Origin of the sequence: Sphingobium sp. B11D3D, assembly GCF_025961755.1 — a bacterium.
Lineage (GTDB): Bacteria > Pseudomonadota > Alphaproteobacteria > Sphingomonadales > Sphingomonadaceae > Sphingobium.
Genome location: NZ_JAOQOG010000001.1, coordinates 2,470,221 through 2,492,848, shown reverse-complemented (window position 1 = coordinate 2,492,848; position 22,628 = coordinate 2,470,221). Strand labels below are relative to the sequence as shown.

At 62.3% G+C, this 22,628-nt stretch carries 22 protein-coding genes; 9 read left to right on the top strand and 13 right to left on the bottom strand.

Going from position 1 to position 22,628, the window contains the following annotated elements; genetic code table 11:
- Positions 1-15 precede the first annotated feature (15 nt).
- The 6 genes from M2334_RS11730 to M2334_RS11705 all read right to left on the bottom strand — a co-directional run bounded on the left by M2334_RS11730 (position 16) and on the right by M2334_RS11705 (position 6,825).
- Entirely contained in the window at positions 16-1,386 is a 1,371-nt protein-coding gene (locus M2334_RS11730) for a peptidase M20 (RefSeq protein ID WP_264605506.1), read from the bottom strand.
- Positions 1,387-1,417: 31 nt separating this feature from the next.
- Positions 1,418-2,653 (bottom strand): CynX/NimT family MFS transporter, encoded by a 1,236-nt coding sequence (locus tag M2334_RS11725; RefSeq protein WP_264574787.1) that lies wholly within the window; start codon positions 2,651-2,653, stop codon positions 1,418-1,420.
- 104 nt (positions 2,654-2,757) lie between these two features.
- The gene (locus tag M2334_RS11720; RefSeq protein ID WP_264594841.1) at positions 2,758-4,047 is read right to left on the bottom strand and encodes an MFS transporter; all 1,290 of its coding nucleotides are present in this window, start codon (positions 4,045-4,047) and stop codon (positions 2,758-2,760) included.
- Positions 4,044-4,700 carry a cysteine hydrolase family protein gene (locus M2334_RS11715; RefSeq protein WP_264586867.1) on the bottom strand — a complete coding sequence of 219 codons (657 nt, stop codon included), beginning with the start codon at positions 4,698-4,700 and terminating at the stop codon, positions 4,044-4,046. The genes M2334_RS11720 and M2334_RS11715 overlap by 4 nt, the downstream gene beginning before the upstream one ends.
- The gene (locus M2334_RS11710) at positions 4,693-5,811 is read right to left on the bottom strand and encodes an LLM class flavin-dependent oxidoreductase (protein ID WP_181559154.1); all 1,119 of its coding nucleotides are present in this window, start codon (positions 5,809-5,811) and stop codon (positions 4,693-4,695) included. The genes M2334_RS11715 and M2334_RS11710 overlap by 8 nt, the downstream gene beginning before the upstream one ends.
- A 75-nt stretch (positions 5,812-5,886) precedes the next feature.
- The gene (locus M2334_RS11705; RefSeq protein ID WP_264594840.1) at positions 5,887-6,825 is read right to left on the bottom strand and encodes a ribokinase; all 939 of its coding nucleotides are present in this window, start codon (positions 6,823-6,825) and stop codon (positions 5,887-5,889) included.
- 168 nt (positions 6,826-6,993) lie between these two features.
- Between M2334_RS11705 and M2334_RS11700 the strand changes: the two genes are divergently transcribed.
- Genes M2334_RS11700 through M2334_RS11690 form a run of 3 tightly spaced genes read left to right on the top strand, consistent with a single transcriptional unit; the run spans position 6,994 to position 9,120 of the window.
- A complete protein-coding gene (locus M2334_RS11700) occupies positions 6,994-7,848 on the top strand; it encodes an oxidoreductase (protein ID WP_264605505.1) in 855 nt (284 codons plus the stop codon).
- On the top strand, positions 7,841-8,500 hold the full coding sequence (locus M2334_RS11695; RefSeq protein ID WP_264605504.1) for a cysteine hydrolase family protein: 660 nt from the start codon (positions 7,841-7,843) through the stop codon (positions 8,498-8,500). The genes M2334_RS11700 and M2334_RS11695 overlap by 8 nt, the downstream gene beginning before the upstream one ends.
- A 20-nt stretch (positions 8,501-8,520) precedes the next feature.
- A complete protein-coding gene (locus tag M2334_RS11690) occupies positions 8,521-9,120 on the top strand; it encodes a nitroreductase family protein (RefSeq protein WP_264569837.1) in 600 nt (199 codons plus the stop codon).
- 82 nt (positions 9,121-9,202) lie between these two features.
- On the opposite strand, the gene M2334_RS11685 is transcribed toward M2334_RS11690, so the two are convergent.
- Complete coding sequence (locus M2334_RS11685) at positions 9,203-10,288, bottom strand: TauD/TfdA family dioxygenase (protein ID WP_264569838.1); 1,086 nt, start codon at positions 10,286-10,288, stop codon at positions 9,203-9,205.
- 386 nt (positions 10,289-10,674) lie between these two features.
- Here M2334_RS11685 and M2334_RS11680 point away from each other — a divergent pair, with 386 nt between their 5' ends.
- Complete coding sequence (locus M2334_RS11680; RefSeq protein ID WP_264584633.1) at positions 10,675-13,062, top strand: TonB-dependent receptor; 2,388 nt, start codon at positions 10,675-10,677, stop codon at positions 13,060-13,062.
- 196 nt (positions 13,063-13,258) lie between these two features.
- Here the strand turns inward: M2334_RS11680 and M2334_RS11675 are convergent, their stop codons facing one another.
- Together M2334_RS11675 and M2334_RS11670 are read right to left on the bottom strand one after the other, a co-directional pair.
- Positions 13,259-13,948, bottom strand: a complete 690-nt coding sequence (locus M2334_RS11675; protein ID WP_264605503.1) for an HD domain-containing protein — start codon at positions 13,946-13,948, stop codon at positions 13,259-13,261.
- Between the two features lie 180 nt (positions 13,949-14,128).
- Positions 14,129-14,626 (bottom strand): Lrp/AsnC family transcriptional regulator, encoded by a 498-nt coding sequence (locus M2334_RS11670; RefSeq protein WP_264594836.1) that lies wholly within the window; start codon positions 14,624-14,626, stop codon positions 14,129-14,131.
- Positions 14,627-14,964: 338 nt separating this feature from the next.
- On the opposite strand from M2334_RS11670, the gene M2334_RS11665 reads away from it, so the two are divergent.
- The 3 genes from M2334_RS11665 to M2334_RS11655 all read left to right on the top strand — a co-directional run bounded on the left by M2334_RS11665 (position 14,965) and on the right by M2334_RS11655 (position 17,056).
- Positions 14,965-15,171 carry a cold-shock protein gene (locus tag M2334_RS11665; RefSeq protein WP_181559162.1) on the top strand — a complete coding sequence of 69 codons (207 nt, stop codon included), beginning with the start codon at positions 14,965-14,967 and terminating at the stop codon, positions 15,169-15,171.
- A 152-nt stretch (positions 15,172-15,323) separates the two neighbouring features.
- Positions 15,324-15,497 (top strand): hypothetical protein, encoded by a 174-nt coding sequence (locus tag M2334_RS11660; protein ID WP_181559163.1) that lies wholly within the window; start codon positions 15,324-15,326, stop codon positions 15,495-15,497.
- Between the two features lie 524 nt (positions 15,498-16,021).
- A complete protein-coding gene (locus M2334_RS11655; protein ID WP_264605502.1) occupies positions 16,022-17,056 on the top strand; it encodes an aromatic ring-hydroxylating dioxygenase subunit alpha in 1,035 nt (344 codons plus the stop codon).
- Positions 17,057-17,228: 172 nt separating this feature from the next.
- Here the strand turns inward: M2334_RS11655 and M2334_RS11650 are convergent, their stop codons facing one another.
- The gene (locus tag M2334_RS11650; protein WP_264605501.1) at positions 17,229-18,302 is read right to left on the bottom strand and encodes an aromatic ring-hydroxylating dioxygenase subunit alpha; all 1,074 of its coding nucleotides are present in this window, start codon (positions 18,300-18,302) and stop codon (positions 17,229-17,231) included.
- Between the two features lie 73 nt (positions 18,303-18,375).
- Here M2334_RS11650 and M2334_RS11645 point away from each other — a divergent pair, with 73 nt between their 5' ends.
- Positions 18,376-18,936 carry a TetR family transcriptional regulator gene (locus M2334_RS11645; protein ID WP_264605500.1) on the top strand — a complete coding sequence of 187 codons (561 nt, stop codon included), beginning with the start codon at positions 18,376-18,378 and terminating at the stop codon, positions 18,934-18,936.
- Here the strand turns inward: M2334_RS11645 and M2334_RS11640 are convergent, their stop codons facing one another.
- The 3 genes from M2334_RS11640 to M2334_RS11630 form a co-directional block, all read right to left on the bottom strand.
- Positions 18,937-19,305: a cytochrome c gene (locus tag M2334_RS11640; protein WP_264605499.1), complete on the bottom strand. Its 369-nt coding sequence runs from the start codon at positions 19,303-19,305 to the stop codon at positions 18,937-18,939.
- Complete coding sequence (locus M2334_RS11635) at positions 19,302-20,519, bottom strand: molybdopterin-dependent oxidoreductase (RefSeq protein WP_264605498.1); 1,218 nt, start codon at positions 20,517-20,519, stop codon at positions 19,302-19,304. The genes M2334_RS11640 and M2334_RS11635 overlap by 4 nt, the downstream gene beginning before the upstream one ends.
- Positions 20,520-20,615: 96 nt before the next feature.
- Entirely contained in the window at positions 20,616-21,662 is a 1,047-nt protein-coding gene (locus tag M2334_RS11630) for a YeiH family protein (RefSeq protein ID WP_264605497.1), read from the bottom strand.
- Between the two features lie 75 nt (positions 21,663-21,737).
- On the opposite strand from M2334_RS11630, the gene M2334_RS11625 reads away from it, so the two are divergent.
- Complete coding sequence (locus M2334_RS11625; RefSeq protein WP_264605496.1) at positions 21,738-22,622, top strand: LysR family transcriptional regulator; 885 nt, start codon at positions 21,738-21,740, stop codon at positions 22,620-22,622.
- The last annotated feature ends 6 nt before the right edge of the window (positions 22,623-22,628 follow it).

Genomic DNA, 22,628 nt, shown 5'->3' with positions numbered 1-22,628 from the left:
CACGCGGCGGCTGTTTCAGAATGGGTCATCCCTGCCCCCGTAAACAGATGAAATCGCAGCAGAATTCGGCGCATGCTCGGAGCGCCCGCACACCGCCAACATGGTCAGCGCGTAGATGAGGGCGCTGGAGTGCAGATCCTCAGGCGTCGGGCGCCAGCGTGGCATGCCGGTCGTGATGGCCGGAATGCCCTGCATGTTGAACACATTATGGTCGCGCCACATGCTGGAATAGACCGGATGCGCGCGCTCCACTGGCGCCTGCCGAGCGAGGCGCGTAGCGGCATCCACCGCGCCGGCGAGCGGGGCGACTTCGTCCGCATCGGCGACAAATCCGTGGCGCACGACCATCGGCTCGACATCGAAGCTGTCGAGATCGAGCGTGCGCATCGCCGCGACGATCTGGTGATAGGCCTGGGCGGATTTCTGTCCCGGTGCGAGGCACACTTCCACATAGACCGCGCACACCTCTGTGCCGGCGCCATAGTCGGTCGGCGCGCCAGCACGCACGGACGCGATCTGCGTCTTGGGCAGGGAGAGGCCGCCGGCCGTCTCGAACACGCCCTGCGCTTCCCACTGCCGGCCCCATTGGTGCAGCGCATCGATGACAGGGCCGAGCTTGTAGATGGGGTTGAGATGCTGGGCGACGGTCTCAGGCGTTTCCAGGATCGGCGTGAACATGCCCGTGCCGAAGATGCGTACGCGGAAGAGGGCATAGCCGCAGCCCTGCCAGGTCAGGCCGAAATCCGTGCCTTCGGCGGCAATGGCGTAGTCGGGCGCGACGCCGCCATGGTGGAACAGATAATGCGCGCCGATATCCTTGCCGAGATAGTCGATGCCGGAGAATTCCTCGATCGGCTCTGGGCCGATCTCGCCGGGGCAGGCGGTGAGCCAGGTCTTGCCGGCCAGGCCGATCCCCGCCTTTTTGAGCGCCTTGGCTGCCATCAGGAAGCAGGCCATCGGCCCGCGATCGTTGGAGATGGGGAAGCCGCGCAGGCGCCCATCCTCATCGAGCCAGCACTGCGTCCATTCCGGATCGCGCATCGTCGTTTCGCGATAGCGGAACTTGTCCTGCGAGAGGTCGCCGCTCGGGCTTTCCGTATCGAGATGGGCGGTGAAGAGCAGGTTGGCGCCCGTACCCAAGCCGCCATACTCGCCGATGATATTGGGTCGCTCAGGTGTGGCGCCGGCGCGGCGGGGCTGGAAGCCTTCGCGATCCATCCAGTCATAGACATATTGCGCGGCGGCGGCTTCCTCACGCGAGCGGCTCGGAATGTTGCCGAGTTCAAGGGCGAGGGCGACCAGCTCATCGGAATCGATGGCGGCGGCGAGCGCGTCCTTCTCGGCTTCGGTCACCTGATAGGGAGCCGTGGCGGGATTGGCGAACATCGGAGCGGGTTTGGGCTGGGCTTGGGTCATGTCATGCTGCCAAGGCGGGCTCGGCATCCTCCGCTGTGTCTTGTTGGGGGAGCTCCGGGGTGCGGAGCAAGAGCAGGGCTCCGACGAAGATGAAGCCGAGCAGGGCGCAGCCGAGGAAGACAAGCGAGAACCCGCCCGTTTCGTCGCGAATGACGCCGCCCAGCGCCGGGCCGATGGCGGCAGCGGTGGAGATCAGGCTCATCGTGGAATAGAGCTCGAGATTGGCGCGCTTGCCGAACAGGTTGAGCATCAACATGGCCGTGCTGACATAGCTGAAGCCGAAGCCGACACCCAGACCGATCACGGCCAGCGAGACGACGAACAGATTGCCGCCGATCATCAGCGCCAGCACGCCGAGCGAGGTGGAGGTGATGGAGAGCAAGGTGAGCTCGCGCGCGCCGATTTTCTCGCCCGCCATGCCGGCGATCATCGATCCGGCGGCGCTGACGAGGGCAATGCCGCTCATCACGGTGGCGGCCGCACCCATGGTCAGGCCGGTCTCGGTCAGATGCTTCACCGCAAAGCCGTGGACGGTGGTGTTGATCAGCAGGAACGAGGTGTAGACGCCGACCACGATGTAATATTGCGCGGTGCGCATCGCGGCCCGTGCCGTCCAGCCGTCCGTGGCCATGGCTTTCCGGGGCTTGGGCGCAACCTCGGCATCACCGGGCCGGTCGCTGGTGACGAGGGCAGCGAACATCGAAAGCAGCACGGCAGCAATGGCGGCCGTCCACCAGTAATGGCGCCACTCGCCGGTGATCGCCTGCGTTGAAAACGCGATCAGCGGTCCGACAACCGCGCCCATGCCGCCCGCGGTGAAGTACACGCCCATGGCGGTCGAGCGCTTCTCGAAGGAGTGGGAAATGACGTTCACGCCGCCCGTGGTCCCGCACATCGAGAAGCCGACGCCGGCAAACGCCGTGCCGATGAAGTAGACCATCGCCGTTTTGGTGACGGCCAGGCAGGTGAAGCCGATGAGGAGAAGCGCGCCGCCGATCATCATCGTGCGGGAAACGCCGAGGCGCCGGATCGAGATAGCGGGTGCAAGACTGGACAGGCCGCACGCCACGCCCAGGAAGGTGAAGCCCAGCCCAGCGACGGCCCAGGGCCAGCCCATCTCCTCGACCATATAGGGAAGCACGACGCCAAGCCCGTTGAAGGTGAAGGCGTTCAGCATGAAAAACAGCAGGCAGAACGCCGTCAGCGCCAGGTATTTTTTCCGTCCTTCATAGGTCATGCAGCGACTCGCCTATCTGGAGTAAGTGCCTGGAAGATGCCGGTTTGGGTGTGCCGGTGTCTTGACGTGGGGCGTCCTCTCGCTTGGCGCGCCGCCGTCCCGTCTCATTCGGCTGGAGCAGACGATCCGGTGCTCGCGGCGTAGGGCGGAAGCAGAAAAAGCAGCAGGCTGCCGACGGCCATGACGCCGACCGCGACGACCACTGCCGCGCGATAATGGCCGATCATGTCGTAGCTCAGGTCCATCAGCACCGGCGTGATGCCCTGCGCGCCGATGACGGCCGAATACATGACGCCAATGATGACGCCAAAGCTGCGCAGCCCGAAATATTGGGCGATGAAGTAAGGCAGCGCGCCGAACTGGGCGCCGAGCGCAATGCCAAGACACAGGCCGGCAACGGGCAGCAGGGCGCCGAAGGGTGAGAATTCGAGCAGCAGCAGGCCGAGAATGGCGAGCGCATACATCGGCACGACCACGCGCGGGCCGCGGCTCTTGTCGAGCACGCGTCCGGTGAAGATCTGCCAGAGCGAGCCAGTGAGCGCGAAGATGCTGACGATGGCGGTGCCGGTGCCAAGGCCATAGCCACGATCCGCCAGAATGGGCACGACATGGCTCAGCACCGCGATCATGGTCCCGCCACCGGCCGCGATGGCGATGAGCATCAGCCAGAATGGTGCGGTGCCGATGGCTTCACGCAAGGTCATGCCGTCCACGATGGGGGAGGCTGTCTCCGATGGGTTGCTCGGCGCTGCCGGGCGCGGTGCATCGCGCAGCAGGAAGAAAAAGATCGGAAAGCCGACGCAAAGGATCAGTGCGCCGATCCCCAGATAGCCCGCGCGCCAGCCGGCTGTGGAGACGATCAGCGCGGTCATGATCGGCACGCAGACCGAACCAATGCCGTTGCCGAGCCCTGCGCTCACGCCAAGCGCGGTGCCCCGATTGGTGTCGAACCATTCCGCCACCAGGCGCGAGAAGACCGAGGTGGCGGGCAGCGAGCCGAACAGGCTGATGGCCAGAAAGTTGAGGTAGAACAGCATCAGATTGCCGTTCGTGAGCGCGAGGCAGGCGACGGCGAGGGCGAACAGCACATTGCCCAGCAGCACCATATTGCGGGTGCCATGCCGATCGGCATAGCGGCCGGCGAGCGGATAGATGCAGGCGCTCACCACGGCTAGGATCGCCAGCACCATCGAAATGCTCGATCGCGCCCAGCCGAATTCAAGAGAGAGGGGCACGAGGAAGGTGCCGAAAACTGCATGAACCGTGGCTGTCTTGCCGAGCGCATTGCCCGCCGTGGCGGCGATCAGTACGCCGGTCCTGCTTTTGTTCAGTGCGGGCGCTTCGCTGAGAGGGCCGTTCGCGGCGTCGAGGGCGATCGCCGGCGGCGGGGTCATAGCGTCCAGGCCGTTTTGGCGGCTTGTGTGGTGACCATCAGGGCGCAGTTCTTGCTGAGCACCTTGAGCGTCGCTTCATGCAGTCCGGGCTCATAGGCGGCAGTGGCGTCCGATACGACAAACACATTGAAATTGCGGTGGAAGGCCGAGCGGGCTGCGGCGTCAACGCAGCAGTCAGTGCTCAGTCCCGTAATCAGCAACGTGTCGATGCCGCGCTCGTTGAGCTGGGCTTCAAAGTCGGTGCCGTGGAAGCAATCGTAGAGAACCTTCTCGACCTCGATATCGCCCGGCTCGGGCAAGAGCCGATAATAGTCGGCTCCATAGCCCTTGCGGCAGATGACCTGTCCGCCGGGTTCGCCGCGACGCGTGTAGAAGGTCTTGAGTGCCTCGGAATCGGTTTCGGGTGTCGTCACCACCCGCACGAAGGCGAGCGTGACGCCAGCGGCACGCGCCGCGGCGACCAGCTCCTCGGCCTTGTCGATGGCAGCATGGGGTGCGGAGAGATCCACCCCATGCTGCCCGAGCAGGCCCTCGGGGGCGGCCCAGTCGTTCTGGATATCCACCAGCACGAGCGCGGTGCGCTCGGGCGCGATCATCCCCGCCAGATCGCTGGCGGCGACGTGGGGAATGTCCACGAGCGCCGCGTCAGGCATGGACCGGAACCTTGCCGGGGAAGCGCTCGCGCAGCACCGGGAGGACACGCTCGCCGAAGATCGGGATGTCCTTCATGTAATCCGGGAAGATCAGCATCAGCCCGTCCGTGCCGGAAACCTCGAAGAGTTCGGTGAGCTTCTCGACCACCGTCTCGGGCGTGCCGATGACATGGGGGGTCATGAAGCCGGCCCGGCTCTTGCGGGTGAAGTCGTTTTCCTTGCCGATCTCGCTGTCGAGGAAGCCGTAGGCGCGCATCATGCCGTGCAACGCGCCTTCGTCGAAGCCGTCGCGGATGGATTGCGCAAAGGCTTCCGCTTCCGCATCGGTCTCGCCAAACACGGGCGTCATCATCGAATAGGTGCGGATCGGCTTGCCGATGTCGGCAGCGACGGCCTTGGCCTTCTCGCTGGCGGTCTTGAGTTCTTCCGGCGTCCCGCCGGAGAGGAAGATCGCATCCACCTCGTCAGCCGAAAAGCGCATGCCCTTACCGGAGGTGCCGGCGCAGACGAGGAAGGGGCGGGTGGAGGGTGTCGGCAGCGAGCGACAATCCTCCAGCGAGAAATATTTGCCCTCCTTCGTGACCGTTTCGCCGGTCCACAGCGCCTTGATCGCCTGGATCCATTCATAAGCGAGGTCATAGCGCTCATCATGGTTCACATCGTCGCGCCACGCGCCCATCTGTGCGAACTCGTCCTTATAGGAGCCGGTGACGATGTTGAGGCCGGCGCGGCCACCGCTGATCTGATCCAGCGTGGCGACCATCTTGGCGACGACGCCCGGATTTTGCAGCAGCGTGTGCACCGTGCCCCACACCTTCACCCGGCTGGTCGCTTCCGCCACGCCGGCAATGGTGAGGTAGGAATCGAGCTGATAGTCCCAATGCTCGGTCTCACCGCCGAAGCCCCGGTACTTGGCCATCGCCATCGCGAAATCGAGCCCGTGCTTTTCCGTCAGCACCGCCGCATCGCGGCAGTAGCTGTAGGACGCATCGATGTGCGGCTTGTTTTTCGAGAGGATCCATCCGCCGTTGGCGATGGGAAGGAACACGCCCAAATCCTTTCCTCCTGTGTCGGAGGGCAACCCGAAGGGCGTCGGCGTAATCTCGCTCATAATCTCAATCCCGTGACCTTATTGGCACGCCCACCTTATCGCGCCGACCGATCCGTTCTTGATCATTCGCGCATATTATATTGGTCGGCCCTCGTTCGGATGGGCGGCGATGAAGGCTTCCACGTCGCTCCGCAGTGGCATGGCGGGCACGGCGCCGGGCTTTTGCGTGCACAGGGCGGCCGCGGCATTGGCGAAGATCAGCAGGGCCTCGTCCGTTGGCCGAGCGTCGCCGGCGCGATCGAGCATGGCGCACAGCGCGCCGACAAAGCAGTCGCCAGCGCCCACCGCGTCGCGCGGCACGACCGGAAAGGCCGGCACATGCACCGCGCTGCCTGCCCGCACCGCTATCGAACCGGATGCGCCGAGCGTGACGATGACGAGCTGATCGTCTCGGCTGATCAACGCTCGGGCCGCCAGCGCGGCCTGCGGCGTCGCTCGCTCTTCATGCTGGCCGAGATAGACGGCCAGCTCATGCTGGTTGACGATCAGCACGTCCGTCGAGGCGAACAGGCGTTTGGCTTCCAGAACCGCAGGGGCCGCATTGAGGACTCGCACCGCCTGCTTTCCCGGTGATGCGGCAAAGAACGCCGCGACGGTTTCGACTGGTACTTCCAGCTGAGCGACGCGGATATCGGCGTCTGCCACGGTATCGACCATGGCGGGCGCCAAGGCGGCGTTGGCGCCGGACGCCACGATGATCTGATTCTCGCCGGACGTGTCGACGGTGATGTAGGCTGTGCCGGTCGCCGCTCCTTCGACGGCGACCACTGCGAGGGTGTCGACTCCAGCGGCGGAGAGCTGCTCAGTCATCCAGACGCCGGATTCGTCTTCGCCGACCGCACCGATCATGCGCGTCTGCGCCCCTGCGCGCGCTGCGGCGACGGCCTGATTCGCGCCCTTGCCGCCGGGCAGGCGCTCGGACTGCAAGGCAAGCACCGTTTCGCCGGGCCGGGGGAGGGCATCCACGGACTGGATCAGGTCCACATTGATCGATCCTGCTACCACCACCGCCATGCCGGCCTCCTTCTGAACTGCCTCGCTCCCAACCATGATCGGCGCCCCGTCACAATGCGCCGCGCGCCGGCGTGCGCTCCCTGACAACAATTGCGGTCTGCCTTGCAAAGCGCTGCGCCGCCACGGGCGTACACAGGGCGCAGCAACTCTCAACAAGGTAGATGACGCATGGTGAACTGGCTGATCACAGGTATTGGCGGCGGTCTCGGCGAAGCGCTGGCCCAGGCCGCGCTCGACCGGGGCGACCAGGTTTTCGGCACGTCGCGCAGTGTCGAGGCGTGCGCCCGTTTCGCGGCGCTGGCGCCGGGGCGCTCCTTTGCGCACGGCCTCGATTTCGGCGATCCGGCCGCGCCGGCCGCGCTCGTGGCGCTCGCTGAGGAGACCATGGGCAGTGTCGACCGGCTGGTGAACAATGCCGGATACGGGCTGATCGGTGCCGTCGAGGAAATCACGCTGGATGACGCGCGCGCGCTGTTCGACGTCAACCTCTTCGGTGCGATTGCGATGATCCAGTCGGTGCTGCCGGCGATGCGCGCACGGAAGGCGGGGCATATCGTCAACATCACCTCCGTCAGTGGCCTCGCGCCCTGGGCGGGGACGTCCATCTACGGGGCGAGCAAATATGCGCTGGAGTGCATAGGGCAGACGCTGGCGCAGGAGGTCGCGCCGCTCGGCATCAAGGTCACCAATGTCGCCCCGGGTGGCCTGCGCACCAATTTCGCGGGCGGATCGCTGCGTCTCGCTGACCGGATGATCGCCGATTATGAGGGCTCGGCCCATTTCGCCCGCCAGTCGCTCAAGGAAGGCGTCGGCAAGGAGAAGGGCGATCCGATCCGCGCCGCCGCCGCAATCCTCGCCGCGCTGGACGCGCCGCAGCCGCCCATGCACCTGCTGCTGGGTGAGGATGCGCTGCATTATGCCGAAGGGCAGACCGATCTGCTGCGCGCAGAGATGGAGCGTTGGAAGGACTATTCCCTCTCCATCGCCTACCCGGCCGAGGAGATGGCAAGCGCCGATGCATGACAGCCGCCTGCCGGCATGGGCCATCGAGCGCGGGCGCTATCTGAACAGCTTTTCGGCGATCGTTCCGGAGCGGACTGCGCTGGTTGTGATCGACATGCAGACGGCCTTCCTGGCCCCCGGCGCGGTGTTCGGCAATCCGCATGGGATGGACATCATCCCGGCGGTCAACCTCCTCGCCATAGCGATGCGGGCAGCCGGCTGCCCGATCCTCTGGACCCGGCAGAGCGTCTCGGACGATCCCCCGCTCGCCATGACGCCCTGGCAATATGATCGGGCCGATCCCTATGTGCAGGCCGCCATGGAGGCCCTGACCCCCGGGCATCCGGCGCATGGCCTGCATCCGGCTATGGCGGTGGAGACGGGCGATGTGGTGCTCGACAAATATCGCTATAGCGCTTTCGCCTGCCCGGCTGGCCAGCTTGAGGCGCAGCTGCGCGAGCGGGGCATCGAGATGCTGGTCATCGCCGGAACGCTGACCAATGTCTGCTGTGAAAGTACCGCGCGCGATGCCTATATGCGCGGCTACAAGGTCATTGCCGCGCTGGACGCGATGGCCGCGGTGACGGATGAGGAGCACAACGCAGCGCTGCTCAACCTGCGCCTCAATTTCGCGGACGTGCGCGAGAGCACGTCCATCATCAACATGCTGTAAAGCAAGGAAGACGCTGACATATGACTGACGCTGGCTCGAGGACGACCCACCACGAGATCGATGACATCTTCACCCGCCGCTGGTCTCCGCGCGCTTTTGATGGCAGCGCGGTGGCGGAAAGCGAGTTGCTGCGGTTGTTCGAAGCCGCGCGCTGGGCGCCGTCGGCGTTCAACGCGCAGCCCTGGCGGTTCCTGTACGCCGTGCGCGACGGCGCGGACTGGACGCGGTTCCTCGATCTGCTGATTCCGTTCAACCGGAGCTGGGCGGAAAGCGCCGGCGCGCTGATCATCATCCTCTCCGACACGCAGATGCGAAATCCGGACGGCACGCCGAAATCCGCATCGCACAGCCATTCCTTCGATGCCGGCGCGGCATGGGGCATGCTCGCTGTGCAGGCTACGCTCAGCGGGCTTTACACGCACGGCATGACCGGAGTCGACTTCGACAAGGTCCGCAGTGAGCTGAGCGTGCCGGAAGACTTTCGCATCGAGGCGGCCGTTGCGGTAGGGCGCATTGGCGATGCATCGACCTTGCCCGAAGGTCTGCGCGAGCGCGAGCAGCCCTCTGACCGCAAGCCCGTGGCGGACTTCGCCTTTGCAGGGGGCTTTCCCGCGGTCTGATCGTCCCGTCTCTCGGCAATAAAAGACCCCGGAAAGCAGTGCTTTCCGGGGTTTCTTCATGTTTGCGGGAGAAGCATGCAGGTCAGGACAGCAGCCTGGGGACGGAAATCGCGCCGACGGTGAATCGTGCGTCCGGATGCTCCTCACCGCCGTCGCGCGGCTTCTCGCGGTGCTGCACGACGCCGTTCTTGCCGAAATTCTCGACCACGGGCCGTCCGGAATCCCGGTGCAGCCACAGGCGAAGCAGGTGGCGGCGGCGCTGCGGTTCAGGGAAATCGTTGAACGATGTGCGCGCGTGCAGCGCGGCATAGTTGGAGAGCCACTGGATGTCGCCGGGGCGGAAATCCATCTCGATGGCCATGCCCGGCTCATAGGTGATGTCGTCGAACAGCTTGAGCACTTCGATCTGCTCGGGCGTCAGGCGCGGCGCTTCGGGATAGTCCTGCGCGGTGAGGATATAGAGCGACCCGGCGTACATGCTGAACACGCCCTCTTCCATGCTGATGATGGGCGAGGTGTAGGTGTTGGCGGGCGCATTATGGTCCTGCCGCCGCCAGTCCCAATGGAACGGCTCGAGCAGCAGGGGCGCCAGGTCGGGCCGGCGGGCGAGGATCTCATTGTAGATCTGCGCACCCGAGACGAGGCAGGATGCGCCGCCTTCCTTGGCCGGACGCAGGCACATCAGCGCCACGATATCCGAGCTGTCCGAGTGGTAGACGAGCTTGTCCCGCACCTTGGAGGAGAGGGCGGTGGGATCGTCCATCGTCTTGTCGGAGGTCGCATAGACATGGTCGATCAGGTCGCCCATTTCGTTCTGGCGGATGGGGTCGCCCATGTGCAGGCCCAGAATATAGTAGATCGCCGCCGAGAGCGCGTCCGAGTAGAGATGGGTGCGCAGGCCGCGCACCAGCACGAAGCCCCGGCCGTAATCGACATCGCGACCCCATTCGGCGGCAGCGTCGGCGCAGGCAACCAGCGGATAATCCTGCTTGGAGACGAAACGCAGGTCAGGATTGGCTTCTACGAACCGCGTGCCCAGCGTTTCCAGTTCCGCAACCTGATCCTCCGAGAGCCGGTAGATCCAATCCTGAGACTGGGACAGCGTATCGCCGCGCCAGGCGGCGTCGGTCCGTACCGGTTCCAGGGCTATGGTCGTCGTTGTGGACATGGTCAGCGCGGCTCCTCTTGCAAGGCCATTATCGTCGTCTGGGTCTGATCCTGCCTGACTAAAGCGTCCCTTTCTTCCCGTCTTGGCAGCACATGCAAAATTAGTGTCCGGTGCGCGAATCAAACGCGTGCCTGGGCGCATCGCGGGCATTCGCGCCGACCAGCCGGTGGTGATGCTTCTTATATAGGGCGCGCAGGTCGAGCGCCCGCCCGGGCTGTGTTGCAATGCAGCATGGCGCATTTGCATCAACAAGTTCTGCGCCCCGCCTCAAGATTAAGTTCCCCAAAACTGGCTCAATGCAGGCTCAGCGGCACTCAGGGAAAACCGGGGCCGGAACAATCGTCGGAGAGGAGCCGCGAGGTCAGGCCGAGAAGGGGACCGCGACAATGAGCGACAGACTGGGAAAGACATACGGATATTTCATGGCGGGTGCGGCGATGGCCGCGTTGATGACCAGCGCGGGTTTCGCGCAGGAAGCGCCTGCGGACAGCGCGAGCGCACATGATGGTGACGAGATCGTCATCACCGCCTCCAAGGTGGATGTAAGCCTGCAGCGCGCCAACCTCTCGGTGTCCGCCGTGACGGCAGAGACGCTGAGCATGGCCAACGTCACGGACGTGACCGGCCTGAACGGCTCGGTACCCGGGCTTGTGGTCGCCAAGAGCGGCGGCGCCGAGCGCATCATCACCATCCGCGGCATCGGCTCGGAAACGCCGGAGAACACGAACACTCAGCCGGGCGTCTCTTACCATGTCGATGGCGTCTACATCTTCAACTCCATCGCTGCCAATGCGGCGTTTATCGACGTGGCCCAGGTCGAGGTGCTGCGCGGCCCGCAGGGCACGACCTTCGGTCAGGGCTCGACGGGCGGCACGATCAACGTCGTGTCCCGCCAGCCTGTGCTGGGCGAATCCAGCGCGAACGGCGAGATCGGTATCGGCAACTACAATATGCTGAAGATGAACGCCGGCGTGAACGTGCCGCTGGGCGATACGCTCGCCCTGCGCGTCGCCGGGCAGCACCAGAAGCATGACGGTTATGCCGTGGCGACCGATGTCGTGGGCTTCGGCCAATATGAACTGGATGACGCCAATGAGACCGGCTGGAAGGCGGCCCTGCTCTGGGAGCCGACTGACAGCATCTCCGTCAGCCTGAACACCATTCAGTACCGCAGCAATACCCATGGCACGGCGCAGAAGAACGTGTTCGATCCTGAGCCCGATCCACGGCGCCTCACGCAGGATTATCCCGGTCGGTCGGTGGTGAACACAGAGCTTTACTACGGTGTGGTTGCTTTCGATGCCGGCTTCGCGACGGTGAAGTCGATCACCAGCTACCAGAAGGTCCACAGCGAGCAGAGCTGGGATGCGGACGGCCTGACGGCCGACCTCTTCGAGGCACTGACCTACAGCCCGCTTACCTTCGGCGGCACCCGCTACGACCACGTGGCCATGTGGGAGAGCAACACCAAGAGCTGGACGCAGGAGTTCAACATCTCCTCCACGCACGAGGGGCCGTTCCAGTGGATCGCTGGTGCGGTGTATCTGCAGTCGACCAACGACCAGTATATTCTCGAATATCGCGGCAGTGACGACAATCTCGTTCCGCCCGTCCTGCCGGTTACCACACCCTATAACGACCCGCTGGTCGGCAATCTCACTTATGCGGAGCTCTCGTCGATCAAGCGTGAAGCTTGGGCGGCCTATGTGCAGGGCACATACGACTTCTCATCGCAGTTCAGCCTCACGGCAGGCATCCGTTACAACAGCGACAAATATAGCGGTCAGGGAGCCAGCAACAGCGACACCGCAAGCTACACGTCCGGCGCCTTTCTCCAGCCGACCCCCACGGACGGCCTGAGCACGACGGAATGGACAGGCAAGGTGGCGCTGGACTTCAAGATCACGCCGGAAAATCTGCTCTACGCCAGCTTCACCCGTGGCTTCAAACCGGGCGGCATCAACAGTTCGGCTGCAGGCGGCAACAGCTCCTCGTCGCTGGGCTTTGCGACCGGTATTCAACCGACCTACAAGCCCGAGACGGTCAATTCGTTCGAGATCGGTTCCAAGAACCGCTTCTTCAACAATGCGCTGACCTTCAACGCCTCCGCCTTCTATTATGACTACAGCAACATGCAGTTCCTCGACGAGGATGCGATCCTGTATGGCGAAGGTACGGCCAACGCCCCCGGCGCGCATATCTACGGCCTGGAGCTGGAAGGGGCCTGGGCGGTCACCAGCAAGCTGAAGATCGACGGCTCCGCCTCGTTCCTGCGCGGCAAGTTCGACGAGGATTATCTCGCGCTCGATCCGGTGAAGGCCGATGAAGCGCAGACGGCGGCGGGCTATCCCGACTGGCTGTTCTGGAGTAACTTCTACCCCGCCGTGCTGGCGCGTGAAGCGGCTCGCGAGAATATCAACGGCAACCGGGTGCCCAAGCTGCCCAAGTTCCAGGGCTCGATTGCGGTCACCTACACCGATCAGCTCGGGGCCGGCGAACTCACGGCGCGGGCGCAATATCTCTATCGCGGCCAGTTCTTCTATCGTGTGTTCAACGACGATTTCTACGACAAGACGCCGTCCTACGACACGGTCAACCTGTTCGTGAAATATGCGCTGGACGATGCGCCGGTTTACTTCAGCGCTTCGGTTACCAATGTGTTCGATACGACCGGCGTGAACTCGCGCTTCTCCGACCCTTATGGCAGCTCGCAAGGGTTCGAGACGTATATCGCGCCCCGGCAGGCGATCTTCTCGGTCGGCTTCAACTTCTGATCACCACTGGCACTGCCTTATAAGGGCAGGCTGACACAGCGGCGCTCTTCCTCTCGGGGAAGGGCGCCGCTCCTGTTTGGCGGTGTGTGGTCGTGCCCTCCGTTCGTCCTGAGTAGCTGCTGAGCCTGTCGAAGCAGCGTATCGCGGCGCACCTCAGACCCTACTCAGCATGAACGGTGGGCGCTATGCTCACCGATCAAAGGAAGTTGTTCGGCCAGATCATCGTGCGCCACATGTGCGCGGTGGGTGAGCGATCGAAGCCCAGGCCTTCTTCTGGCTCCCGGAAGTGCCGCCCGATGATGTCGGTAAACTCTTCGGGATCGACCGGTGGGGACTGGTCGAAGAAGTAATAATCGTAAATCGTGACCAGCCGCGAGCTCATGTACCATTTGTGGTTGCGGGCATATTCGGCATCGCGCTGGATATATTCGGGCGGAACATAGTCCGGCCCGAAGAAGCGATCATAGCTCTCCGGATATTCATATCCCACCGACTCATCCGCGAAATAGCGGAGCGGCTGGTGATATTGCACGGCCCAGGCGATCTCCTCGGAGACATAAGGCGCAATCATCTGCGCGCCCCAATAGCCGTGGTCGGCGCGCACGAAGCAGCCATTGGAGATGTCGTGCAGCAGGCAGGCAAGGACGATCTTCTCTTCCTGCCCATCGTCCAGCGCGCGCTTGGCGCTGGTCAGCAGATGGCGGATGGCAATATCGTTGAAGCGATATTTGAAGAAATCCATCAGCTTGGGCTGTTTCGGCATGCGCGGCAGCGCGGGGTTGTCGCCCATCATGAAGACGTGATCCTCGTCCATCTGGCGAATGAGGTCCGGCTCCGGATCAGGCATGCCGGTGCCGATCCTGCCCACCGGGGCAGGCACGATCATGCGGGTGCGGCCTTCCTGGGGCCAAGGATGGTCATCGCACATCAGGTCTCTCCATAGTCAATCGCGGTCGCGCTCATAAGGAACGACTATCACCTTCATGCGGGCATGAATGATCTTTATACACCGAAATTAGCAGATTATCGGGTGGATATAGCCCGCATTGGCACCAGGTGCGGTCGATTACGCCGCATTGAGCGGCAACGCCGGGCTGTCCTTGACGACATCCAGTGCAAAGGTGGTGCGCATGTCCCGGACGCCCGGCAGCTTGAGCAACACGCGCTGGGCCAGTTCGGCATAGGCATCCATATCCGGCGCCAGCACTTTTAACAGGAAATCGAACTGCCCGGCCGTAATGACGCAACTTACGATCGCCGGCTCGTTCAGCACGGCCTGCTTGAACTGTTCGATAATCGAGGAGCCAGAGGAGCCCTTGGCAGCGCCGCTGGGCGTCTGGGGCACCTTCACCTCTACATAGGCAAGGATGCCAAGGCCCACCCGCTTGCGATCGACGATCGCCGTATAGCCGGTGATGATGCCCTCTTCCTCCAGCCGCCGCACATGGCGCAGGCACGGGCTGGGCGACATGCCGACGCGCTCCGCGAGGGCCAGATTGGTGATGCGGCCGTCCTGCTGCAGTTCGTGGAGAAGCTTCAGGTCGGTGCGGGAAAGATCCGTCATGCGCTGGTGCCGTTCGCTCGCGATGATGAGTGGTCGCCCCGACCTATCATCGCTTCGCTGGCGTGAACATGGCTGGCATGAGGTGGCCGCGCTCGATTGGCAAAGTCGAGTTGGCACCCAGCGCGGTTTGAGGGGAAATATGACGATAAGACAGCTAAAGTTATCAAACAAAAATGCCAAAATATTGACATTTTGGGCAATCGGTACCATCTAATATCCGCTAACGTCGCACCTCGACGGATTTTGATGCCATTGCAGCGGATTCTTCCTTTGATACTTCGGCCAGCGCCACCGGGACGCGCGTTTCGGTGGGTTTCTTATGTAAAAGGAATGATCCCATGCCCATTGGCACAGTCAAATTCTTCAACGCCGACAAAGGCTATGGCTTTATCGCACCCGACGATGGCGGTGAAGACAGCTTCGTCCATATCAGCGCGGTCGAGCAGGCCGGTATGCACACGCTCGACAAGAATCAGCGCGTGAAGTTCGAGATCACGACCGACCAGCGCGGTCGGGCCTCGGCGACGCAGCTCGAAGAAGCCTGAGCAGCACGCTCGCCCCTGGCTGGCTCGTCCAGTCGGGATTTCTCGCAAGGATTTCCGGGCGGGGCAGGGGAGACGGCAAAACGCCAATCTTCCCATCAGAGTTCACGCTGGGGCCACCGCGGCCCCGGTGCACAGCCGGCAAGGAGCGTGCAATGTCAGCGACCAGTGATTTCTATCTCGCCCGCGCGGCGGAAAGTGCCGATGCCGCCAGCAAGGCCGATCTGGCCAATGTCCGCGAGCGTTGCCTGCGCGCAGAGGCCGCCTGGCAGCAGATGGCCGACCGTCTTATCGAGATCGAGCGCAAGAAGCGTCAGGCCGCCGCTTAAACGGACCGGACCTGTCTGTCAGAGCGGCGTGGCTTGCGGGTCACGCCGTTTTTCATGCTGATTTTCGCGATGTGATTGTGTCCGTCGCCCGATCCATCTCGGGCCGACGGCGAAATTAAATGGTCGGGGAGAGAGGATTCGAACCTCCGGCCCCTGCCTCCCGAAGACAGTGCTCCCATGAACTTTCGGCTTATTTCCACCATTTGAGGTGTGATGTAGTTGGGCGGATGAGGGCGTTTGTTCTTTTTTCGTTCATGCTAAAGGTTCAGTGCGAACCTGAACCCCTGTCGCCTTCCCGAAAACGGAATCCATTGGCCAGTACTATCCGGTCGGGGGGAATTGAACGTTGGTCGCCGTTGGGGGCGACGGACCGTAGATATCGACGCTCGCCGCAGGAAGTACCAATGACCTCTGCATCGTTAACTTGATTAGCTTGCATTGCCTGCGATGGGGGTCTCCCTTGACATGGATTAAACGCACTCACACACTTTAACGCTGTTCAGTTGAGTCCCCGGAGAGGCATTATGTACCCATTTCGAGCTGGCAGTTATGCGCCTAAAAATGGGTGGTATGTCGCGGGGTTCTGCGAGGAGATCGGAAAGGCATTGCTGAGCCGGTGGATCCTCAACCAGCCGGTCGTGCTCTATCGCAAGGAGGATGGCAGGGCTGTTGCCGTTGAAGGGCGATGTCCGCATCGGCACTTCCCGCTCGGTGAAAGCAAGCGCATTGGCGACGCAATCCAATGTGGCTATCATGGCATTACATTCGATGCGGCAGGCAAGTGCACGTTCGTGCCAAGCCAGACCGCCATTCCGGGCGTTTATTCCATCAGATCCTACCCGCTTGTGGAGCGGGGGCTCTGGGCGTGGATATGGATGGGTGACGCAGAGAAATGCGATGAAGCTTTGCTGCCAACGCTGGATGAAATTGGGTTCAATATAGAGGGCTTGATACCTCAGGCTTTCTATTCGATGCCGGTCGATGGCCGCTATCAGCTGCTGAATGACAATTTGCTGGACCTGACCCATCTTGGATATCTGCATAGCAGCTCGATCGGGACGCCCGATGATGCTGCGACACCCGAGGTGCGCGATTTGAGTGACCGCCGGCTGTCCAGTCGCCGCTACATCCGCGATACCGAGATCCCGCCCATGCATCGCAGCCTGACGGGGCATCAGGGGCTGGTCGATCGCGTCTCGGGAATGGACTTTTTCTTTCCCGGGTTTCACGCAGGCATTGGTGAAATGCAGTATCCGCATGATCATGAGCGGGCGGGCGAGATCATTCGCACGAGCCGGGTGTGGCACGCCGTGACGCCCGCGACGAAGAACAGCTGCAACTATTTTTTCGCCATGAGCGGTCGTTCCCTTGAGGACCTGTCTCGCGCTAAAATCAGTCTTGAACCGGTTCTGAAAGAGGACAAGTTTGCAACCGAGCAGATCGAGAAGATCATCAGCACCCTGGACGAACTGCCTCCCGAACTCATGCTGAAAAGTGATGCGACGACTGTGCAGGGGCGCCGCATCCTGCAGGCCATGATGGACCGGGAGATGGTGTGACAAGCGCCATGTGTGTGGGCGCTCTTAAGGGCCTGCGACCATTATCTGAGTGACAGCGGCTGAAGAGGCAGGTTGTGGACGACCGGTCTGTTCGCTCATGCAGCTCCCGCGCAGGGGTAGCCGTCCCCGCGCAAGGCTTATTGAGAGCAGGCGAGGTCCGCAAGAGCATGCTTTACGCGTTCGCTGCCTCTTGCTCTTGCGCAGGCTCCTTGTTGCTAGCGAGCCGCGCAACGAGCCGGTTGAAGAGCGTCACCCCCCGATCATGGCTCGTCGGCATAATCCGCGCACCGGGTGCCTGGTCGATCGAGCGTTGCTGTGCTTCAATCATCACCTTGTCTTCGGCGAAGGCCATATCGGCCATGCGCATCATGCCGTCGCGCACGCTCTCATCGCCATGGCTGCGATGGGGCCCCCAGGAAAAGAAGTAGCGCGCTGTCTTGTCGGTCATCGGGGTGACGGCCTGGCTGGTGAAGTTCAAATTCCCGATCGCATCGGTTTTTTCCGGCGCGGCGTACCCAAGCTTTTCGGCTGTGCCCAGGGGATAAGTGCCGCTCCACATCAGCAGAATGCCGGGCAGGAGAAAATCATAGGTCTGCCAGCTGTCGATGAGCGTCGGTGACTTGCGAATGCTTGAGCCGTGCGTGTTCGTGATCCAGCGCTCGAACCGCACGCCACGATCGAGCGGCTTCACGACCGGAAGGTTGTTCGCGAAATCGGGGGTGGAGCCGAAGCTTTGCGCATGGACATAACTTAAATGGCTGAAATCGAGGAGATTATCATTGATGAGCCGTGCCTCGGCGGCATAATCCAGATGGCCGTGGCCGAGGATATAGTCGGGGTCATCAAAACCGACGGCAGGGGGAATGAGGGCCGGATCAGCATCTTCTGCCTCGCCCATCCATACCCAGACCCAGCTATGCCGCTCGACGACCTGATAGCGTTTGACCCGCGCATCGCGAGGGATCAAATCCTGCCCCGGAATTTCAACGACTTTGCCATCCGGATCGAACAGCAAGCCATGATACATGCAGCGCAGCCGCTCCCCTTCGCACCGGCCGAGAGAGAGGGGCGCGAGGCGATGAATGCAGCGATCGACAAGTGCGTGAATGGTGCCAGCTTCGCATCGCCACAGGACGATCGGTTCGCCCAATATGGTGATTGCAAATGGCTTGGATGGGGCGAGATCCTGCGACCAGCCAGCGACATACCATGCGTCACGAACATAAGGCGTGGTGAGGTTGCTCATTGACTTTCCATTCTCTCAACTTTCCTGGCGGGCAGGTTGACTTAACACTGTTAAATAGTCAATCCATATCGCGATGGCGCGCCTTCAAACTATTGCCCTTGATCGCGCGCGCATTGTTGCCGCCGCCTTTGCGCAGCTGGAAGAAACTGGCCTTGATGGGCTGAGCATGCGCCCGCTGGCGAGCAGGCTGGGCGTGCAGGCACCAGCGCTTTACTGGCACGTGCCCGACAAGAGCGCGTTGCTGCGCATGATGGCGAAAGAGATTTACGCGGGCGCTTATGCTGCCATTCCGGCATCGCTTGGCTGGCGCGACTGGCTGATTGAACTTGGCCGGGCGTTGCGGCGGACATTTGTTGCGCATCGGGATGGTGCCCGCCTGTGCGCGACGGTTTCTGCGCCTGATGTTGCCTCGCCAGACGAGCGGGCCCGGGGCATCTCGGCGCCGCTCGTGGCACTGGGGCTGGATATGCCCCATGCATTGTCCTTCCAGGCCTCAGTCATTTCGTTCGCACTGGGCTGGTCCAGTTTTGAAGCGAATGGATCGATGCATGCCTATCTCGCGGCGATGATGGATTTCGACGCGAGCTTCGAGACTGGCTTACAAGCGCTGGTCAAAGGGTTTGAACCGGCTTGATCATGGCGCCGCTGCTGTAGTGACGCCCGATACCAGCTCATTGACCATCGGCTCGACATCCTCATCGGTAATCGGTGCCTTATAAACGTCGCGCATTTTGTGGACGATCGCGCGCCATTGCTCCGCGTTGAGAGGCGGCTGCGACGAGATCATGCTCGCCGAGTGGCAGGCCAGGCAAGCATTGTTGAGCGTGTCCGCCTTTGGCCCGCTGAACATGACGACATCCTCGGGCAGGGTGATGGACTGGCTTTTCAGGCCTGTAATTGCGGGCGGGGTTGTGGATGCGACACCTGTTTCCACGAACAACGCGCCGCCAGTGGCCAGAGCCAGACCGATGGCCGATATGAAAAGATAGGTCTTCATCGTCATGAAATCCTCACCGGAACTTGCTCGACGCAGCCGCGCATATAACCGCCTGCGTTCCAATTCGGCTCCATCGCTTGAGTGACGCCTGCAGCATTGGTGCAGCGGCTCATCAGCATGAGGGCGCCACGGCCCGGAACCGGAAGGGTGCCCGAGAATAAGCGGAAGCCATAACTACCTTCGTCGGAGCCCAGCTTCGCGTCGGTCCAGTCCCGCCCGTTCGATGAAATCTCGACACGGCGAACGCCGCTCGTGCCGCCCATCGCAATGCCGCGAACAGGGAGATCGGGCTGATAGGCGGCCTCGCTGCCCGGCTCGATACTGGTGATCCACGAGCGGGGGATCATCCGATTGATCGGCTCCGTCGCAAAGCCCTTGGCGTCCGGCGCGACATTGGCATTTGGCGTTTTGGGAATGCGATAGGCTTGGGCCATCCAATATTTCTGATCTTCAGCGCTCAGCACCTCGATGCTGTTAAGTGCCTTGACCCAATAGGTGGAGTACCAGCCGGGCACGACGAGGCGCAAAGGGAAGCCGTTGAGCATGGGCAATTGCTCACCGTTCATGGCGAAGGCGAGCATGACCTCGCCGTCCCGCGCATGATCGATGGCGAGTGACTTCTCGAACGGATCGACATCGGTCAGCGGAAGATCCAGCCCGCCGAAACGCACAGCGACCGCATCGCTCTGCACGCCAGCGCGATCCAGAACGCTGCGCAGGCTCACGCCTTCCCACAGCGCATTGCCCATCGCACCATGCGCCCACTGGGCGCCGGGAACGCGCGGGTTGAACAGGGCGCGGGAATTGCCCGAGCATTGGTTGACCGCTGCCATAGAGACGCGCGGCATCGCCAATATGTCCTTGAGCGACAAGGAGAGCGGACGCCCGGCCTTGCCACTCACCGTCAGGCGAAAGCTCTCGACATCGACCTCCAGCGGGATGTTGGACCAGTGCCACCGCACGAAGAAGCGATCATTGGGGGTGAAGACCTGCCCGTCAAAGGCGGATAGCGGTGTCTCCAGCAGAGGAGGCCGGTTTCGCTGGACGATCATGCCGCGCTTTTGGGGGAACGCGTTGCTCAGCGGCGCAGGCGACGGCGTCAGCGCGCTGATCCTTCGATCCGTCGTTGCCATCGCAGCCCCGGCACTCCCTAACGCCGCGACCGCCAGAAGCCGCCTTCGCGCGAGGCGCAGTGCCAGAACAGAATCAGCCCGGTCCATCAGAGGTCTCCTTAAACAGGCTGACGGCGACGCATCGCATGGCCAGCAAACAGATTTCCGCATTGATGAATGCGTTCCGGATACCGAGCGGAACCATCAATGCAGTCCCACGGCATGAATGACAGCGACCCCGCCGATGATGAGAAGGGTCAAGGAGAGAATGACGGTGAGGCTGACGCGCGCACCGGCTGCCCTAATGTCGCGCACGTCGACCGAGAGGCCCAGCGCTGCCATCGCAATGATCGTAAGGGTTATGGAAATCGAATGACTGATTTCGGCAAACCAGTCGGGAATGATGCCGATTGACCGGAGTGCGGCCATCCCGAGAAACCCGATGATGAACCAGGGAATCAATGCGACGTTGCGACCAGCATTTTGCTGGGCGTTGTCGGCCATGCGACGGCGATAAAGCAGCGACAACACAAGAACGACAGGCCCAAGCATCATCACCCGGATCAACTTGACGACCGTTCCGAACTGCACGGCGACCGCGCCGAGCGGCGCCGCAGCGGCAATCACTTGTGGGACGGCATAGACGGTCAAGCCGGCGAGCGTTCCGCCTGCAACGCTACTCAGGCTAAGCGCGGCTGTAATGACTGGCAGCAGCAGCACGAGAATGACGCCAAGGACGGCGGTGAAGGCAACCGCCGATGCGACATCTTCACAATCTGCCTCGATTGCAGGGGCGATGGCAGCGATTGCCGAATTGCCGCAAATCGCATTTCCCCCGGCCACCAGCACGGCCATTTTCGTGGGCAGGCCAAGCATTCGGCCAATCGCAAAGCTGCAGACAATCATGAGAATGACGAGCGCGACGATGCCTCCCACAAGGGGCAGCCCAACCCCTGCGAGGAGGCTGAACGAAATCGAAGTCCCCATCAGCATGACAGCGACTTCAAGAAGAAAACGCCCTGCAAAATCTATACCGGCATGGCTTATTGTCTGAACCAGACCGCCGGTGCGCATCGTTGTTCCGGCCAGGATGGCAATGACAATTGCGTCGAGCCATGCCTTGCCCAGCAGTGCAACCTCCAGGCGCTCGATGCCGACAGCGGCGCAGGCCACGATCAGACAAAGAATGAGCCCCGGAAGGCGCCTTTCCCAAACCGACAGTCGGCTAGGCGGTGAAAGCGAAACTATCATTGCCCTGCAGTGAAACTTGAGTAAGAAAAGGTCTAATCGATAGATCTTCTAATTGCGATAAAGAATGCTTATACTATGACACTTGATCAGCTCCGTGCGTTCGTGACCGTTGCCCAAACCCGCAACATGACGCGGGCTGCCGAGCAGCTGAACCTGTCCCAACCGGCGGTCAGCGCTGCCATTGCCGCTCTTGAGGCAAGGTATCGCACCGCCCTGTTCGACCGCGTGCACAAGGGGCTGGAGCTGACGCAGGCCGGGCTTGTCTTGCTCCCGCGCGCTCAACTGGTTCTGCAGGATGTCGCTGTGGCACGCCAGGCACTCGCCGACCTTGCCGGGCTGCTGACCGGCGAACTGCGTATTTTCGCCAGCCAGACCGTCGCGACTTATTGGCTTCCGCCCCGGATCGCGACCTTTGCCGCGACGCATCGCCAGCTTTCGATCGATCTGGATGTTGGCAACACGAGCCAGGCCGTGACGGCGGTCATCTCGGGCGCTGCCGACCTCGCATTCATTGAGGGCGATCATCACGACGCCAAGCTGGAGCGGGTTGCGATTGGTGGTGACGAGTTGGGCTTTTATGCGGCGGCAGGCCATCCTTTGATCAATAAGCATCTGGACCGGGACGACATTCTGGGCGCAAGCTGGGTGCTGCGCGAGCCCGGATCAGGCACGAGAGATCATTTCATGGCGACGCTCGGCACTTATGGAGTCGCCCCGTCCGACCTCGATATATTGCTGGAGCTACCGTCTAATGGCGCTGTGCTGGAAGCGGCGCGCGCTGGCGGACTGATCGCAGTGACATCTTGCCTCGCGGGCAGGGGCCGTGTCGATTCCGGCGTGTTGCGCGAAATCCCCTGCCAGTTGCCGCCGCGCGCCTTCTTCATGCTGAGCAACAAGGATCGCGCTGTGAGCGCTGCCGCCAAAGCCTTTCAAGGTGCAATCACGAGCAGCGCTGAATAGGGCTGG

Coding starts and splice junctions, on each gene's coding strand:
- M2334_RS11730 (WP_264605506.1), bottom strand. CDS start 1,386: ATGTTCGCCAATCCCGCCACGGCTCCCTATCAGGTGACCGAAGCCGAG.
- M2334_RS11725 (WP_264574787.1), bottom strand. CDS start 2,653: ATGACCTATGAAGGACGGAAAAAATACCTGGCGCTGACGGCGTTCTGC.
- M2334_RS11720 (WP_264594841.1), bottom strand. CDS start 4,047: ATGACCCCGCCGCCGGCGATCGCCCTCGACGCCGCGAACGGCCCTCTC.
- M2334_RS11715 (WP_264586867.1), bottom strand. CDS start 4,700: ATGCCTGACGCGGCGCTCGTGGACATTCCCCACGTCGCCGCCAGCGAT.
- M2334_RS11710 (WP_181559154.1), bottom strand. CDS start 5,811: ATGAGCGAGATTACGCCGACGCCCTTCGGGTTGCCCTCCGACACAGGA.
- M2334_RS11705 (WP_264594840.1), bottom strand. CDS start 6,825: ATGGCGGTGGTGGTAGCAGGATCGATCAATGTGGACCTGATCCAGTCC.
- M2334_RS11700 (WP_264605505.1), top strand. CDS start 6,994: ATGGTGAACTGGCTGATCACAGGTATTGGCGGCGGTCTCGGCGAAGCG.
- M2334_RS11695 (WP_264605504.1), top strand. CDS start 7,841: ATGCATGACAGCCGCCTGCCGGCATGGGCCATCGAGCGCGGGCGCTAT.
- M2334_RS11690 (WP_264569837.1), top strand. CDS start 8,521: ATGACTGACGCTGGCTCGAGGACGACCCACCACGAGATCGATGACATC.
- M2334_RS11685 (WP_264569838.1), bottom strand. CDS start 10,288: ATGTCCACAACGACGACCATAGCCCTGGAACCGGTACGGACCGACGCC.
- M2334_RS11680 (WP_264584633.1), top strand. CDS start 10,675: ATGAGCGACAGACTGGGAAAGACATACGGATATTTCATGGCGGGTGCG.
- M2334_RS11675 (WP_264605503.1), bottom strand. CDS start 13,948: ATGATCGTGCCTGCCCCGGTGGGCAGGATCGGCACCGGCATGCCTGAT.
- M2334_RS11670 (WP_264594836.1), bottom strand. CDS start 14,626: ATGACGGATCTTTCCCGCACCGACCTGAAGCTTCTCCACGAACTGCAG.
- M2334_RS11665 (WP_181559162.1), top strand. CDS start 14,965: ATGCCCATTGGCACAGTCAAATTCTTCAACGCCGACAAAGGCTATGGC.
- M2334_RS11660 (WP_181559163.1), top strand. CDS start 15,324: ATGTCAGCGACCAGTGATTTCTATCTCGCCCGCGCGGCGGAAAGTGCC.
- M2334_RS11655 (WP_264605502.1), top strand. CDS start 16,022: ATGTACCCATTTCGAGCTGGCAGTTATGCGCCTAAAAATGGGTGGTAT.
- M2334_RS11650 (WP_264605501.1), bottom strand. CDS start 18,302: ATGAGCAACCTCACCACGCCTTATGTTCGTGACGCATGGTATGTCGCT.
- M2334_RS11645 (WP_264605500.1), top strand. CDS start 18,376: ATGGCGCGCCTTCAAACTATTGCCCTTGATCGCGCGCGCATTGTTGCC.
- M2334_RS11640 (WP_264605499.1), bottom strand. CDS start 19,305: ATGACGATGAAGACCTATCTTTTCATATCGGCCATCGGTCTGGCTCTG.
- M2334_RS11635 (WP_264605498.1), bottom strand. CDS start 20,519: ATGGACCGGGCTGATTCTGTTCTGGCACTGCGCCTCGCGCGAAGGCGG.
- M2334_RS11630 (WP_264605497.1), bottom strand. CDS start 21,662: ATGATAGTTTCGCTTTCACCGCCTAGCCGACTGTCGGTTTGGGAAAGG.
- M2334_RS11625 (WP_264605496.1), top strand. CDS start 21,738: ATGACACTTGATCAGCTCCGTGCGTTCGTGACCGTTGCCCAAACCCGC.